The 15,623-nt window shown below is 69.1% G+C and carries 15 protein-coding genes; 9 read left to right on the top strand and 6 right to left on the bottom strand.

Annotated elements, in window-relative coordinates; translation table 11 throughout:
• Position 1: 1 nt before the first annotated feature.
• The 5 genes from YWM_RS0102655 (at position 2) to YWM_RS0102635 (ending at position 5,390) form a co-directional block, all read left to right on the top strand.
• Positions 2 to 787, top strand: coding sequence for a phosphorylase family protein (locus YWM_RS0102655; protein WP_052344515.1), 786 nt, complete (start codon positions 2 to 4; stop codon positions 785 to 787).
• Entirely contained in the window at positions 784 to 1,548 is a 765-nt protein-coding gene (locus tag YWM_RS0102650) for a sugar isomerase domain-containing protein (RefSeq protein ID WP_028849406.1), read from the top strand. The genes YWM_RS0102655 and YWM_RS0102650 overlap by 4 nt, the downstream gene beginning before the upstream one ends.
• Positions 1,545 to 2,996 carry an aldehyde dehydrogenase family protein gene (locus tag YWM_RS0102645; RefSeq protein ID WP_043659451.1) on the top strand — a complete coding sequence of 484 codons (1,452 nt, stop codon included), beginning with the start codon at positions 1,545 to 1,547 and terminating at the stop codon, positions 2,994 to 2,996. Before YWM_RS0102650 ends, YWM_RS0102645 begins: the two co-directional genes overlap by 4 nt.
• Before the next feature lie 70 nt (positions 2,997 to 3,066).
• A complete protein-coding gene (locus YWM_RS0102640) occupies positions 3,067 to 4,218 on the top strand; it encodes a CaiB/BaiF CoA transferase family protein (RefSeq protein ID WP_028849404.1) in 1,152 nt (383 codons plus the stop codon).
• On the top strand, positions 4,215 to 5,390 hold the full coding sequence (locus YWM_RS0102635; protein WP_028849403.1) for an acyl-CoA dehydrogenase family protein: 1,176 nt from the start codon (positions 4,215 to 4,217) through the stop codon (positions 5,388 to 5,390). The genes YWM_RS0102640 and YWM_RS0102635 overlap by 4 nt, the downstream gene beginning before the upstream one ends.
• Positions 5,391 to 5,494: 104 nt before the next feature.
• On the opposite strand, the gene YWM_RS21900 is transcribed toward YWM_RS0102635, so the two are convergent.
• On the bottom strand, positions 5,495 to 6,520 hold the full coding sequence (locus YWM_RS21900; protein WP_052344473.1) for an NAD(P)/FAD-dependent oxidoreductase: 1,026 nt from the start codon (positions 6,518 to 6,520) through the stop codon (positions 5,495 to 5,497).
• Positions 6,521 to 6,589: 69 nt separating this feature from the next.
• On the opposite strand from YWM_RS21900, the gene YWM_RS0102625 reads away from it, so the two are divergent.
• Complete coding sequence (locus tag YWM_RS0102625; protein ID WP_028849402.1) at positions 6,590 to 7,168, top strand: helix-turn-helix domain-containing protein; 579 nt, start codon at positions 6,590 to 6,592, stop codon at positions 7,166 to 7,168.
• Positions 7,169 to 7,262: 94 nt separating this feature from the next.
• Entirely contained in the window at positions 7,263 to 8,087 is an 825-nt protein-coding gene (locus YWM_RS0102620; protein ID WP_028849401.1) for a class I SAM-dependent methyltransferase, read from the top strand.
• Between the two features lie 3 nt (positions 8,088 to 8,090).
• Here YWM_RS0102620 and YWM_RS0102615 read toward each other — a convergent pair whose 3' ends face one another.
• The 4 genes from YWM_RS0102615 to YWM_RS21895 form a co-directional block, all read right to left on the bottom strand.
• A complete protein-coding gene (locus YWM_RS0102615) occupies positions 8,091 to 8,858 on the bottom strand; it encodes a type 1 glutamine amidotransferase (protein WP_052344472.1) in 768 nt (255 codons plus the stop codon).
• A gap of 44 nt (positions 8,859 to 8,902) precedes the next feature.
• Complete coding sequence (locus YWM_RS0102610; protein ID WP_028849399.1) at positions 8,903 to 9,784, bottom strand: PaaX family transcriptional regulator; 882 nt, start codon at positions 9,782 to 9,784, stop codon at positions 8,903 to 8,905.
• Between the two features lie 290 nt (positions 9,785 to 10,074).
• Positions 10,075 to 10,494 (bottom strand): hypothetical protein, encoded by a 420-nt coding sequence (locus tag YWM_RS0102600; protein WP_028849398.1) that lies wholly within the window; start codon positions 10,492 to 10,494, stop codon positions 10,075 to 10,077.
• Positions 10,495 to 10,608: 114 nt separating this feature from the next.
• Positions 10,609 to 11,253 carry a response regulator gene (locus YWM_RS21895; protein WP_043659137.1) on the bottom strand — a complete coding sequence of 215 codons (645 nt, stop codon included), beginning with the start codon at positions 11,251 to 11,253 and terminating at the stop codon, positions 10,609 to 10,611.
• A gap of 219 nt (positions 11,254 to 11,472) precedes the next feature.
• Here YWM_RS21895 and YWM_RS0102590 point away from each other — a divergent pair, with 219 nt between their 5' ends.
• Positions 11,473 to 12,114: a response regulator transcription factor gene (locus YWM_RS0102590; protein ID WP_043659133.1), complete on the top strand. Its 642-nt coding sequence runs from the start codon at positions 11,473 to 11,475 to the stop codon at positions 12,112 to 12,114.
• Positions 12,115 to 12,118: 4 nt separating this feature from the next.
• On the opposite strand, the gene YWM_RS0102585 is transcribed toward YWM_RS0102590, so the two are convergent.
• Positions 12,119 to 13,840: a sensor histidine kinase gene (locus tag YWM_RS0102585; RefSeq protein ID WP_156914591.1), complete on the bottom strand. Its 1,722-nt coding sequence runs from the start codon at positions 13,838 to 13,840 to the stop codon at positions 12,119 to 12,121.
• A 300-nt stretch (positions 13,841 to 14,140) separates the two neighbouring features.
• On the opposite strand from YWM_RS0102585, the gene YWM_RS0102580 reads away from it, so the two are divergent.
• Entirely contained in the window at positions 14,141 to 15,622 is a 1,482-nt protein-coding gene (locus YWM_RS0102580) for a cytochrome ubiquinol oxidase subunit I (protein WP_028849395.1), read from the top strand.
• The last annotated feature ends 1 nt before the right edge of the window (position 15,623 follow it).

Raw genomic sequence — 15,623 nt, 5'->3', positions numbered from 1 at the left:
GATGTCTGAGAACTACTCCGAGCGGGCCTGGTACCTGCAGTGCTCGGCCGACGACGTCGCGGAACGCGGCGTGTTGGTCGGCGACCGCGGCCGGGTCCTGCTGGCGGCGGAACTGATGGCGGACGCGCGCATCCTCAACGAGGATCGCGGACTGACCACCGCCACCGGCACGTGGAACGGCACGCCGATCACCGTCAGCGCCTTCGGGATGGGCGCCGCGATCGCCGCGGTCGTGCTGCACGAACTGACCGCGCTGGGCCTGCGGTCGGTGGTCCGACTGGGTACCGCGCTCGCGGTCGGTGAAGCGAAGCTGGGTGACTTCGTGGTCGCCGACAGCGCGCTGCGCGGGGAAAGCACGTCCGGTACCTACGTCCCCGACGGCTATCCGGCCGCGCCGGACCTGGACCTGACCGTTGCGCTCCGCGACGCCGCGCAACGCACCGAACGCCGCACCGTCGTCGGCATGATCGCCAGCTACGACGGCTTCTACTCCGAGCTGTTCGCCCACCCCACGATGCCGTCCTCCCACACGGTCGACCTCGACCGGCTCGTCCAGCACGGCGTCGTCGGCTTGGACATGGAAAGCAGTGCGGTACTGGCGGTCGGCCGTGCCCTCGGAGTCCGCACTGGCGTGCTGTGCCTGGCCAGCGTCGACGGTCGGGACCACCGAAAACTTGCCGAGGACGAGCGGACCACGGCCGAGCGGGACCTGTTGATCGCCGGGTTCGACGCACTGTGCGCGACCGGGGCCGACCACCTGACCCCGAGGAAAGGAGCGACGTCATGAGCGTCAGCAGGTCGTATCTGGACACCATGATCGAGCGCTTGCAGACGATGCGCGACACGCAGCTGGACGCCATCGCCGAAGCCGCGCGGGTCTGCGCCGACACCATCCTCGGCGACAACCTGGTGTTCACCTTCGGCACCGGGCACGGCGGCTTCGCGGCGCTGGAGATGTTCCCGCGCACCGGGACGATCACCGGCTTCCGCCCGATCGTCGACACACCCATCGCGCTCATGCACCACGTGTGGGGCGACATGGGCACGTTCCAGTACCGCTTCCTGCACACCCGCCCCGGCTACGGCCCGGTGATTCTCAAGGCCAACCGGGCCCGCGACGGGGACGCGCTGATGCTGTTCTCCCACTCCGGGATCAACAACGTCATCCTCGACATGGCACTGGAGTTCAAGCAGGCCGGCCGCCCGGTCATCGCCATCACCAGCGTCCCGCACTCCTCGGCGGTGCCCAGCAGGCACTCCTCCGGCAAGCGGCTGTACGAGGTGGCCGACATCGTGGTGGACACCGGTGTGCCGAAGCTGGACGCCGCGCAGTTCATCGACGGTCTCGAGCACCCGGTCGGGCCGACCTCGACCTCGATCGCCATCGCCGCCGGGCACGCCATCGTGTCGGCCACCACCGAGGAGATCGTCCGGCGCGGCAAGAAGCCGTACGTCATGGTCAACACCAACACCGCGAGCGTCGAGGAAGCCCACCGCAAGAACGAGGAGAACTACGAGGAACTGTGGCGGTTGCTGTGCAAGCGGTGAGCGATCGCGGGCTGATCTTCGGCGGCGAGACGCTCCGTCGCGATGAGCTGCGGGAAGTGCGCAGCCCGGCGGACGGGTCGCTGGTGGCGCGCTACGTCCCAGCCGCGCCGTCCGACGTCGACCGGGCGGTCACACAAGCCCGGCAGCGTGGACAGGAGTGGATGCGGCTGCACCCGGACGAGCGGGCACGCATCCTGCGGGCAGGTGCCGAGGCGATCCGCGCCCATGTGGACGAGATCGCCGAGGTGCTCACGCGCGAACAGGGCAAGCCGGTGCCGGACAGCGTCAAGGAGATCCTCTTCGGCGCCTCGGTCTTCGAGTACTACGCCGAGGAAGGTCGCCGGGTGCACGGGTCGCTGCGGCCGAACACCAGCCCGGACACCGTCAGCATGGTCAGCTACCACCCGGTCGGCGTGGTGGCGGGCATCGTCCCGTGGAACTACCCGGTCGACCTCTACGCGTGGAAGGTCGCGCCCGCGTTGGCCGCCGGCTGCCCGGTCGTCGTCAAGCCGCCCGAGGAGGCGCCGCTGGCCATCGGCATGGTCGCGCAGCTGTTGATCGACGCGGGCCTGCCGCCCGGCACGCTGTTCGACCTGCCCGGCGGCGCCGAGGTCGGCCAACGGCTGGTGTCGCGGCCCGGCGTCGCGATGGTCACCGCCACCTGCTCGACGGCCACCGGGAAGGCCATCATGCGCGCGGCCGCGGACAACCTGACCCGGGTCAGCCTCGAGCTGGGCGGTCAGTGCCCGCTGATCGTGCTGCCGGACGCCGACCTCGAGCTCACCGCGAAGGCGGCCGCGCGCCGGGCGTTCTCCAACATGGGCCAGATCTGCATCGCGGTGAACCGGATCGTCGTGCTCGACACCGTCGCGGACGCCTTCGTCGACGCGCTCCGGGCCGAGGTCGCCTCGTACGTTCTCGGCGATCCGCTCGAGCCCGGCGTCGGCTACGGGCCGTGCACCACCGCAGCGGTGGTCGAGCGAGCGCGTGCGCATGTCGAGGACGCCCTGGCTCGGGGAGCGAAGCTGGTCATCGGCGGCAAGCGGCCGGACGGCGCGCAATTCGCCGCCGGCCATTACTACCTGCCGACGGTGCTCGACGAGGTGCCGCTCGATGCGCGGGTCATGACCGAGGAGACGTTCGGCCCGGTGGTCGCGGTACATCGCGTCGGCTCGATCGCGGAAGCGATCGACGTCGCCAACGGCACCGAATACGGCCTCGCCGCCTACGTCTACGGCGAGGACCTCGGCCAGGCGCTGGCGGTGGCGGAGCGCATCGAGGCAGGCGGTGTCGGGGTCAACGTCAACGACGTCTCCGAGCTGCAAGCGCCGTTCGGCGGCTGGAAGCAGTCCGGTCTCGGCCGCGAGCTCGGACCGGAGGGATTGCACGCCTATCTGGAAGTCCGGCACACCAAGGTGCGCCGCCCGACCGTGGAGGTGGAACGTTGAGCGAGCAACGCTTCGGGACCCGGATCACCGTGATCATCGACGACGGGTACTCGCCCCGCCGGGAGGCCAGGTGACCCGACCGGCGCCGCTGGAGGGCGTGCTGGTCGCCGACTTCAGCCGCGTCCTCGCCGGTCCGTTGATGACCGTGATGCTGGCCGATCTCGGTGCCGAGGTCATCAAGGTGGAGCGTCCGGAAACCGGGGACGAGACGCGGGCCTGGGGTCCGCCGTGGACCGACGAATCGAGCACGTACTTCGAGTGCGCCAACCGGTCGAAGAAGTCGATCACGCTCGACCTGCAGGACCCGGACGACCTGGCCGCCGCACGGGAGCTCGCCGCTCGCGCGGACGTGGTGGTGGAGAACTTCAAGGCCGGAACCATGGCCCGATTCGGCCTGGACTACCCGTCGGTGAAGCGGACGAACCCACGCGTGGTGTACTGCTCGATCTCGGGCTTCGGCTCCGGAGAGGGTGCTGACCTGCCCGGATACGACTTCCTCGTGCAGGCCGTCGGTGGGCTGATGAGCATCACCGGCCCGGCCGACGGACCGCCGATGAAGGTCGGTGTGGCCCTGGTCGACGTGCTGACGTCGAAGGACGCCGTGATCGGCGTGCTGGCGGCGCTCGCCGCGCGGGACCGGGACGGCCAAGGACAGCACATCGAGGTCAATTTGCTGTCCAGCTTGCTCGGCTCCCTGGTCAACCAGGCCTCGGCTTACCTGTGGACCGGGCGTGCTCCCACCAGGCTCGGCAACCGGCACCCGTCGATCGCCCCGTACGAGACCCTGACTTGCCGGGACGGGATCATCGCCGTGTGCTGCGGCAACGACGGTCAGTTCCGCCGCTGCGTCACCGAGCTCGGTGCGCCCGCGTTGGCCGACGACCCCCGCTTCGCCACCAACGCCGACCGCGTCGCGCACCGGTCCGAACTCGTCGCCGAACTCGAATCGCTGCTGGCCCGCGACACCGCGGACTCCTGGATCAAACGGCTCACGAAGGCCGGGGTGCCCGCGGGTAAGGTCGGAGACCTCGCCGACGCCTTCTCCCTGGCCGAACGGCTCGGCCTGGCACCGACGGTGTCCGTCGGACAAGGTCACGCCCCGCAGGTCCGGCATCCGATCCAGTACTCCGACTCCCCCGTCACCCGCTACTGTCCACCTCCCCGCCTGGGTGAACACACCGACGAGATCCGCCGATGGCTCACCACCAAGGAGACCCGATGAGTTCCCGACCCGACCCGCGAGACCTGGCAGGCCTGCACGAACTGCTCACCCCCGAGGAGCAGGACGTCGCCAGCTCGGTGCGCAGGCTGTGCGCCGAACACGTCGACCCGTACGTCGTCGACTGGTTCGAACAAGGCGAGATCCCGCAGATCCGGGACCTCGCGAAGCGACTCGGCACGATGGGTCTGCTCGGCATGCACCTGTCCGGGTACGGCTGTGCCGGCATGTCGGCCACCGCGTACGGCGTGGCGTGCATGGAGCTGGAAGCCTCCGATTCCGGCGTCCGCTCGCTGGTGTCGGTCCAGGGCTCGCTGGCCATGTACGCGCTGTGGGCCTTCGGCAGCGAGGAACACAAGACCCGGTGGCTGCCTGCCATGGCCGCGGGTGAAGCCATCGGCTGCTTCGGGCTGACCGAGCCGGACGTCGGTTCCGACCCCGGGAGCATGCGGACCAGGGCGCGCCGCGACGGCAGCGACTGGATCATCGACGGCCGGAAGATGTGGATCACCAACGGCAGCGTGGCCGACGTCGCGATCGTGTGGGCCCGCACGGACGAGGGCATCCGAGGCTTCGTCGTGCCGACCGACACCCCCGGCTTCTCGGCGCCGGTGATCAAGCACAAACTCTCGTTGCGCGCGTCGGTCACCAGCGAGCTGGTGCTCGACGGGGTGCGGCTGCCCGCGGACGCGATGCTGCCCGAGGCCGAGGGTTTGAAAGCTCCGCTGAGCTGCTTGAACGAGGCCCGCTACGGCATCGTGTGGGGTTCGATGGGCGCGGCGCGCACGTGCCTGCACGCCGCGCAGACCTACGCCACGCAGCGCGAACAGTTCGGCAAGCCGATCGCCGCCTACCAGCTCACCCAACAGAAGCTGGTCGACATGACGCTCGAGTACACCAAGGGCGTGCTGCTCGCGCTGCACCTCGGCCGCCGCAAGGACGCCGGCACGCTCCGCCCCGAGCAGGTCAGCATGGGCAAGCTGAACAACGTCCGGGAGGCCTTGGCCATCTGCCGGACGGCCCGCAGCGTGCTGGGCGCCAACGGCATCTCGCTCGAGTACCCGGTGATCCGGCACATGAACAACCTCGAGTCGGTGCTGACCTACGAAGGCACCAGTGAGATGCACACCCTGGTGCTCGGCCGGGCGCTGACCGGCCACTCGGCGTTCAGCTGACTCGCGGTCGGCGACGGCGCCACTCGGCGTTCAGCTGATTCGCCGTCGGCGACGGGACCCTCGGCACTCAGCTGACTCGCGGTCGGCGACGGCACCCTCGGCACTCAGCTGGCCTGCCGCTCAGCCACCGGACCGTCGGCGTTCGGCTGACTCGCCGCGTGCTGGGTGGTCGCTGCGGCAGCTTCCGCGGCAGCCAGGTCCGCGTTGATGCGTGCCCCGGCGAGCGCTCCGGCAGCCGCGGACGGGCCGACCTGCGCGAACAGGTCGGTGGCATTGCCCGCGACCCAGACTCCCGGGACCTCGGTCTCCCCCGCGAGCCCGCTGGCGAAGCGGCGACCCGAACCGTCCGGCAGGTCCTCCATCGGCAGGCCCAGCTCCTCCAGACCGTCCGTGCGCGCCAGCATTCTGGTGGCGACCGCCAGCACTCGACGGGGCACCAGCTGCCCATCGGTGAGCCGGACACCCGTGATCGTGTCGGCGTCGGACTCGACCCCGGCCACCGGGGTGTCGACGACGCGGATCCCGCGAGCCACGAACTGCGCCCGCGCTTGGTCGTCGAGATCGGTGCCGTGGACGAAGTAGACCAGGTCGTCGGTCAGCTGCCGGAACAGCAATGCGTGGTGGACCGAGGCCGGGCCGGAGGCCAGAACCCCGATGGGTTCGTCGCGGACTTCCCAGCCGTGGCAGTAGGGGCAGTGCACCACGCCGCGGCCCCAGTGTTCGGCGAGCCCGGGAACGTCCGGGAGGACGTCGCGGAGACCGGTGGCGATCAGCAGTCGCCGTGCTGTCAGCTGACTGCCGTCGGCCAGCGTCACGCTGAACCGCGGATCTGCCCCGGCGGGTGCGTCGCGTCGGGCCGACACCACTTCCCCGTCGACGACTCGTCCGCCGTATCGGACCACTTCTTCGCGGCCGCGACGCAGCAGCTCCGCAGGTGGTGTGCCGTCGTGGCCGAGCAGACCGTGCACGCCTTCGGCGGGGGCATTGCGCGGGCTGCCGCTGTCCACGACCAACACCGACCGGCGGGACCGAGCGAGCATCAACGCCCCGTTCAATCCGGCAGGCCCACCGCCGATCACGATCACGTCGGCTGCGTCTTTCCGCAACGATGACTCCGCTGTGGCATCCATGGCGTCCCCTTCTCTCCGTCTGTACTCGACGCTAGGCCCGCCTTGCGTCGAACGCATAAGATCATGCTTATGACGCAAGAAGATCGCGCATTGGACAGCCTGGTGCGCAAGCGCGTGCGCGCCCTGCGTATCGCCCACGGCTGGTCCTTGGACGACCTCGCCTCGCGCGCCCGGATCAGCGCATCCTCGCTGAGCCGGATCGAGAACGGGCAACGCCGGCTAGCGCTGGACCAGCTCGTCGCCCTGGCGCGTGCGCTGGACACCACACTCGATCAGCTCGTGGAGTCCGACACCGACGACGTCGTCGTCAGCCCCGTGCGCGACGCTACGCACGACGCGTGGCGGTGGCCGATCAAGGCCGACCCGGGAATGACCGTGATTCGTATGCGCTTGACCGCACCCGTGCGTGATCCGGCGACCATGCGTGCCCACCCCGGCCGGGAATGGCTGCTCGTGCTGGCAGGCACGGCAGAGCTGCTGCTGGGCGACCGGCGTTTCCAGCTGGAGAAGAACCAGGCGGCCGAGTTCCCGACGATGCTGCCGCACGCATTCGGCGCGGTCGGTGGCCCGTGCGACGTACTCGGCATCTTCGACCGCGACGCCCGGCGCGGGCATCGTGACGACACCGACGGAGCCCGCGACAACTGATGCCGGTTGCGCGATCGGCAGCACGAGGAACGGATCGGGTGCCGAGCAGGCAAGAAGGCCCACAGCTGACCCCGCCGCCGCTACCGTCGACAGCATGAGCCACGGCCACCACCACGGCGGCAACCACGCCGACATGCTCGCGCTCAAGGCGGAGCTTTTCGCGCGGCACACCGCATCCCTCGCCGCATGGCTACCGGTCACCGGTCGACCGCGCACCATCGTCGACCTCGGGTGCGGTACCGGCGCCGGGACGTTCACGCTGCTCACGCAGTTCCCCGACGCCGCGGTCGTGGCCGTCGATTCCTCGCCCGAGCACTTGCAGCGGTTGAAGCAGGAAGCCGATGCCCGTGGGCTTCTCGCCCGAATCCGGATCGTGCAGGCGGATCTGGACGACACCTGGCCGGACCTGGGCACGCCCGACCTGGTGTGGGCTTCGGAGTCCCTGCACCATCTGGCCGATCCGCACCGAGCGGTGCAGCGCGTGTACCGGGCGTTGCCACCCGGCGGGCTGTTCGCGGTCATCGAATTGAACGGGTTCGCTCGCTTCCTGCCGCCGGACGCGCCGGAGTTCTGTCCCGGCGTCGAGGAGCGGTGCCATGCCGTGAACGACCGGAAACAGGCCAAGGAGTTGCCCCACCGGGGCGCCGACTGGGAAAGCACGCTCACCACGGCCGGGTTCGAGATCGCCGACTTTCAAACCGTCGACATCCATGTCGATGTCTCGGACGATCCGGGGGTCGGCCGCTACGCACTCATGGGGCTGCGCAGCCTGCGGGAGGCGGTGGCCGACGACGCCTCCTCCGCCGATCTTGCGGCATTGGACGAACTGCTCGACCCCGACAGCCCGCGGTGCATCCTCGACCGACCCGACCTCGCCGTTCGCACGCGGCGTCTGGTGTGGGCGGCTCGGCGCCCCTGACGCTCAGACTCGTGCCGGAGCGTCCTGGCGCCACTGTGCCTGTACGTGGTCGCAGAACCGCGTCGCGAGCCGGCGACAGTGTGCCGCTACCAGGTGATCGAGACGCTCGAGCTCCCGCTCCCCTACCCGCATCCGTTCCACGGTTTCGGGGTCGGAGTCCGCCCTGGCTTTCCGCCACGTCCGGAACGCGGCGACCGACGCCTCCGGGTGGAACTGCACACCCCACGCGCGTGGGCCCGCCCGGAACGCCTGGTGGGGATACAGATCGCTGTAGCCGAGCCAGGTCGCGTCGGACGGCAGGCTGGAGATCATGTCGCGGTGCCCGGAGACCGCCAGCAGTGGCGAGGGCAAACCGGTGAACAGCGGATCGTCCTCGGCTTCCGGCCGCCAGTGGACGCGGACCGCCCCGGCTTCCACGCCGCGGTCGCCGAGTTCCACCGTGCCGCCCATGGCTTTGGCGAGCAGCTGGCCACCGAGGCAGATGCCCAGAGTGGGGCGCGCGGACGCCACCGCATGACGCAGCAACCGACGGATGTCGCCCAGCCACGGATGCTCGTCGTCATCGTTGGCGCTCATCCGGCCACCCAGCACCAGCAAGCCGGCGTCGGTCACCTGCTCGGGAACGTCTTCACCGGCCCAGGGACGCACCAACCGCAGGTCGACGCCCGCCTCGGCCAACCACGTGCCGAAGCGGTCGACGACCACCAGCTCATCGGGTTGCACGACCAGAACGGTCGGTCGCTCAGTGCGTTGCGGCGAAGCGAAAGTCATGCTCGCAGGCTAACCAAGCGCTCGGGCGCTCGACCACGACCGGACTACGGCTGATCCGTCTCGGCGCACAATCGCTCCCAGTACCCGTCCGCCGGCTTCGACCACTCGGCCCGCTTACGGCGGAACAGGTCCGCCGCCTCCACCCCGATCCACGCGCCCGAGGTCAATTCGGCAGGCAGCGCCGGATCCAGGTACGGAAACCGCCGGTAGGCCTGAACCAGCTCGACTTGATACCGGAACGCCTCCGCTTCGTCGGCGGCCCGCGCGCTGCGGAACTGCTCCATGAACTCGACGTAGTGGTGCTCGAGGTCGTCCAGATCCCAAGCCCGCTGCGCGGTACGCCGCTCGTCACCGACCGGGCCGAACCGCCCGATGTAGGACATCGACGTCTCCGTCAGCCCCAGGTCGGTGATGATCTCGGCGACCTCGGCGGCCCGGTCGACGTGCGGCGTGATCCAGCTGCCCGGCGCGGGCGAACCGAGCCCGGCCCATGTGAGCCGCGTCCGCAGGTGATAGCGCAGGTTGCGCTGCGACTCGGGCACCGTGGTGTTCAGAATCAGCCAGTTGCCGTCCCACTCGCGGCTCTCTCCGGTGAAGGTCAGTACCCGGTCGGCGCCGAGCGTCAGTATCCGCTCGCCGGACTCGGTCAGCGACCACCGCACCTTCCGGCCGTGGCGAGTGTCGGAGATCGTCCCCCGCTCGGCCGTGCGCTGGATGGCCTTGCGCGCCGCGACCGCTTCGACCCCGCACTCCCCCAGCGCGCGGATCAAGGTGATCGACCAGACCGACTGCCGTCGGGGCAGCACGAACTCGCCGAGAATGACGAGCAACAGCGCGGGGGCACTGCGTAACGCGATGTCGCGCAGATCCGCAATCACCCCTTCGCCGCGCCCAGGCCGCTTGCGCTGTCTCGCTCCGGAAACCATCGAGTCCGAACTCCCGTGTCTCTGCCTCGCCGGGCCCGGACATTACTCCATATGGCCTAGCGCGAAGCGGAACACGGGCAAGGATGGTCCTACCGATCACCAACCGGGTGCATCCGGGCGAAGCGGATGCACCACTCTGGGTGTCGATCAAGCGGCTGCGAGCGGCACCGCCAGACAGTCCTGAAGCTCGCCGAACGTCGTCCCGAAGGTGTTCGTGGCTCCCTCGATGGTCGTCGGTCGCGACAGCATGGTGGCCGACGCCCGGGCGAAGCTCGCTCAGCCGTAGGTGCTCACGCCAGAAGGGCGGCCCCGAGGGCGATGAGCACGCCGACCTTCAGCACCTCGAAGGCGACGTAGACGTAGTGGGTGCGTGACCGCTGGGTGCCGTCGGCCTTGCCCGAGAGCACCGCGTCCGACCGGCGGGTCAACCGGGGACGGATTCCGAGGAGCTGGACGAGCAGGACCGCGATCAGCACGGCACCGAGCGCCATCTCCACCCCGGTGGTCTCACCCAGGAGCGCCACGACGACGAGCACCGCGGCCAGCACAGCCTCGACGGTGTTCAGCGCGCGGAAGACGATCCGGCCGATACCCAGGCCCAACGGCACGGTGATCCCGGGGGCGCGGAACTTCAGCGGCGCCTCCAGGAACGAGATCGCCAGCACCATGCCCAGCCATACGAAGGTCACCGCGATCGCAAGCTGCGTCATCGTTCACCGTCCTGACGTGCGTTTGGTGGTTTCCTCACCGCAAGTCTGCGGTCCATGGCGCCGCGGCCGACGCGTCCGATCGTCACAAGATCATGGGGCCTTCTGTCGTGACGATCATCCGGGCGGTCGGTGCGCGCCGGGGCGCTGCCGCACCGCCAGTGCCGCCAGCTGCGCCCGCCCGCGCATGCCCAGTTTGCTCAGCATCCGGGAGACGTAGTTCTTCACCGTCTTCTCGGCCAGGTACATGCGCTCGGCGATCTGCCGATTGGTCAGGCCTTCGCCGATCAACTCCAGCAGCTCTCGTTCCCGGTCGGACAACTCACTCAGCGGGCCTGGCTCGTCGCCGCGCAGCTGACGCAGCACGACCGCGGTGGCGCGCGCGTCGAGCAGCGACTGACCGGCCGCGACGAGCCGGATCGCTTCCACCAGCCGGGCCGACCGGATGTCCTTGATCACGTAGCCGACCGCACCGGCCAGCACCGCTTCCAGCATCGCTTGCTCGTCGGTGGACGAGGTGAGCATCAGGCACTTCAGGTCGGGCAGTTTGGCCCGCAGATCCCGGCACACCTCGACACCGTCGCCGTCCGGCAAACGGACGTCCAACACCGCGACATCCGGCCGGAGCGCGGGAATCCGCGCAAGGGCTTGCCGGGCCGTCGCGGCCTGACCGGTCACCGTCATGTCCGGCTGTTCCTCGAGCAGGCTCGCGATGCCGAGCCGGGCGATTTCATGATCGTCGACCAAGAACACTTCGATCATCGGTGGCCTCCTGCGCCCGCCCCTTCCCCAGCCAGCCTACCGGCGCCGACGACAGGCCCACGGCGCCGAGTTGCGCCCCACACAGCTATGCCGCCGGACCCCGCCGATCACGCACAACGTCCGAAAGGCCCTGCCGGACGGGGCCCTTCGGGCTGGCCTCGTCCCGGCACGCGGCATACCGTCGCGGGTGTGGCTGTGAACTCCGCACGGGAGGGTGGCATGACGCGCGTGTTTCTTGTCGACGATCACGAGATCGTGCGGCGAGGAATCAGGGAGTTGTTCGCCGACCACCCCGATCTCGACATCGTCGGCGAGGCGGGGTCCGTCGCCGACGCACTGGCCACCATTCCCGAGGATGTGGACGTGGCGATCCTGGACGTACGTCTGCCGGACGGCAACGGCGTCGAGCTGTGCCGCGAGCTGCGCAATCGGATGCCGACGCTGAAGTGCCTGATGCTGACCTCCTACACCGACGACGACGCTCTGCTGGACGCGGTGCTCGCCGGCGCATCCGGGTTCGTGCTCAAGCAAGTGCTCGGCGTGGATCTCATCGGGTCGGTGCGCGCGATCGGCGAGGGCAAGTCCCTGCTCCAGCCGCGCGATGTCGACGCGTTGCGACAACGGATGCGGGGCAGGCGATCCGATCCGCTCGCGGAGCTGTCCGCCAAGGAACGCGAGGTGTTCGAGCTGATCAGCGAAGGGCTGACGAACAAGCAGATCGGCCAGCGCATGTATCTGTCGGACAAGACGGTGAAGAACTACGTCTCGCAGATCCTGCGCAAACTCGATCTGCAGCGGCGCGCACAGATCGCGGCGATGGCGGCCGAGCTGGACGGACCACGCCGGGAGGCGGGAACCTGAGCCGTCAGCGCAGCGGAACGCGCCACGACACGGTCGTCCCCGCACCCGGCTCGCTGGTCACCTGCAACGACCCGCCGCAGTGCGCGGCACGCCGCTGCATGTTGGCCAGCCCGCGCCGGTGCGGCACCTCCGCCATTCCGTCGCCGTCGTCGACGACCTCGACGAGCAACGACTCGTCGGCCGAGACCGTCACGCTGACGACCGAGGCGTTGGCGTGCCGGACCACGTTGGACAAGGCCTCGCGCAGCACCGCCAGACCGTGTTCCCCGATCTCCCGCGGCACGACGGTTTCGATGGCGCCGTGTATCTGTACCGAAGGCGTCAGGTCCGTGTCGCTGGTCGTTTCGGAGACGACGTCCAGCACCCGTCTGCGCAGGCCGGGTCGCTGATCGCCGGAGGTGTGCAGGTCGAAAATGGACGTTCGAATCTCGTTGATGGTCTCGTCCAGCTCCGCGACCAGCGCCTCGGCCCGACTGTGCGCGACCGGGTCGGTGATCCGCGGCAGGATGCTCTGCAGACGCATACCGCCCGCGTACAGCCGCTGGATGACGTGGTCATGCAGGTCCGCGGCGATGCGGTCCCGGTCGGCGAGCACGTCGAGCATGCGCTGCTGCCGTTGTTTGTCGGCCAGTTCCATGGCCACCGACGCCTGGTCGGCGAACGAGGCGAGCACCTGCACCTGGTCCCGGCTGAACTTCTCCGCGCCCTTCTGACGACCGGCCAGCAGCACCCCGTTGGCCTGCGCGGTGTTGTGGATGGCCACCACGACCGCGGGCCCGGACAGGCCTGACGGCAGCGCGAGATCGTCCGGCAGGTACTTGCCCAGATCGTCGGTCAGCTGGGGTGCCCCACTGGCCAGGACGTCGGCCACCACCGGCGTCTTCTTCGGCAGCATGGTGCCCTCGGTGCCCAGGGCGTCCTCCCCCGCCGCCGCCCGCACGACCAAGGAGTCGCTGTCCGCGGGATCCTCCAGCAACACGGCCACGCAGGACGCCGACGCCAGCTCGAGCACCAGACGGCAGATCGCGGTCAGCGATTCGTTCTCCGACGCGCCGCCCAGCAGCTGTGCGTTGACCCGCGCACTGGCGCTGAGCCACCGTGCCTGGTCCTGTGCTTGCGCGAACAGTCGCGCGTTCTCCAGCGCGACGCCGGCGGCCGACGCCAGCGCCTGAATGATCGCCTCGTCGTCCTCGGTGAACTCCGCCGCCCCGCGCTTCTCGGTCAGGTACAAATTGCCGAACACCTCGTCGCGGACGCGGATCGGCACGCCGAGGAAGCTGTACATGGGCGGATGATTCGGCGGGAAGCCCACCGACGCCGGGTGCTTGGTGAGATCCTTCAGCCGCAGCGGTTTCGGGTTCTTGACCAGCAGCCCGACCAGGCCGTGCCCCTCCGGCGGGTCACCGAGCTTGGCGCGCTCCTCCTCGGTGATGCCTTCGAAGACGAACTCGGACAGGCCGTTGCCGTCCGGGTTGAGCACGCCGAGTGCTCCGTAGCGGGCGTCCACCAGGTCGACCGCGGCCCGCACGATGCGCTGCAACGTCGCATCCAGATCGAGCCCGGTTCCGATCGCCACCACCGCGTTGAGCAGGGACTTCAACGCGTCACGGGTGTGCATGATCTCGTCGAGCCGGTCGGCGACCTCGCGCATCAGCTCGTCCAGCCGAAGCCGGGACGGCACGACGCTGCCCGAGGAGGAGACGTCCGGCTGCACGTCGTCGGCCATCATGCCCCGCCATTCACTCGCACGATCCCGCTTCCAGGGTTACACCCAGCATGTCCGGCGGCAACGCCGGAGCGGTGCCAAGCGTGACGCAGACAACCTTTTCGCTGCTCAAAGGGCATGAACGCGCCAGGTGTCCCTATCCGGCCGGGACTTGTGTACCTGCCCGAGTCGATCACTCCGAACTTAGTTTCGCCGTGTGACCACCACAAGCGTGCCGCCCGCCGACGGACCCGACGTGGCGGTCTCGTTCACCTCCCGCGCGCTCGACGCACCGGGAAGGACTCACTGAGGGGAGCTCACGTGGATGTTCTGAATCTCGCGCGGTGGCAGTTCGGCATCACCACGGTCTACCACTTCCTGATGGTGCCGTTGACGATCGGTTTGTCGCTGCTCGTCGCAGGCATGCAGACCGCATGGGTACGCACGGGCAACGAGAAGTACCTCAAGATGACCAAGTTCTGGGGGAAGTTGCTGCTGATCAACTTCGCCATGGGCGTGGTCACCGGCATCGTGCAGGAGTTCCAGTTCGGGATGAACTGGAACGAATACTCCCGGTTCGTCGGCGACGTGTTCGGTGCGCCGCTGGCCATGGAGGGTCTGCTGGCGTTCTTCGTCGAGTCGACCTTCCTCGGCCTGTGGATCTTCGGCTGGGACCGGTTGCCGAAGAAGGTGCACCTGGCGTGTGCGTGGGCGTTCTCCCTGGCCACGATGGTGTCGGCGTACTTCATCCTGGCCGCCAATTCGTGGATGCAGCACCCGGTCGGCGTGCGGTTCGTCGACGGCAAGCCGCAGATGACCTCGATCGGCGACGTGCTGACCAACTCGACGCTGCTGGCCGCCTACCCGCACACGATCGCAGGCGCATTCGCCGTCGCGGGCGCATTCCTCGTCGGGATCGGCGTGTGGTGGCTGTGGCGGCGGCGCAACACCGACGACGAGCACCGGCCGGTGTGGCGCGCTTCGATCAAGCTCGGCGCGTGGGTCGGCGCAGTGTCGTTCGTGGTGCTGTTGGTCAGCGGCGACTGGCAGGGCAGGCTGATGTTCCAGCAACAGCCGATGAAGATGGCCGCCGCGGAGGCACTGTGCGCGACCGAGGAACCGGCAGGCTTCTCGGTGTTCGCCGTCGGTGAGCTCACCGGTCAGGACTGCGAGTCGGTGAAGAGCCTGACGGTGCCCGCTCTGCTGTCGTTCCTCGCCAACGGCGACCTGACCAGCGAGGTCAAGGGCGTCGATGATCTGGTGGCGGAGTACCAGGAGCGCTACGGCGAGTTCTACCCGAACGATCCCGCGCTCGGTGAGCTCGCCGGCAAGCCGATCGACTACGTGCCGAACCTGCCGGTCACGTACTGGAGCTTCCGGTTGATGATCGGGTTCGGTGCCCTCTCGGCCGGGATCGGTCTGCTGGCGCTGTGGCTCACCCGGGGCCAACGGCTGCCGCGGTCGCCGTGGCTGGTCCGCCTGGCGCTGCTGAGCATCGCCCTCCCGTTCGCGGCCAACAGCTTCGGGTGGATCTTCACCGAGATGGGCCGCCAGCCGTTCGTGGTGGTGCCCAACCCGACCGGCATCGACGGCATGTGGATGTACACCGCACAGGCCGTCTCGCGACTGGGCGCGGGCGAAGTCTGGACCTCCCTCATCGCGCTCACCGCGGTCTACGGCGTGCTCGCCGTGGTGGAGGTCTACCTGCTGCGCAAGTACGTCCGCGGTGGCGTCGAGGGTGTCATGCCGCCGCGCCGAGAAGACCAAGCCGACGACGAGAACGTGCTGTCGTTCGCCTACTAGG

It is taken from the genome of Thermocrispum municipale DSM 44069 (genome assembly GCF_000427825.1).
In the GTDB taxonomy this organism is placed as follows: domain Bacteria; phylum Actinomycetota; class Actinomycetes; order Mycobacteriales; family Pseudonocardiaceae; genus Thermocrispum; species Thermocrispum municipale.
The sequence above is the reverse complement of the archived record's forward strand: the minus strand, read 5'-3'. Positions and strand labels throughout refer to the sequence as shown.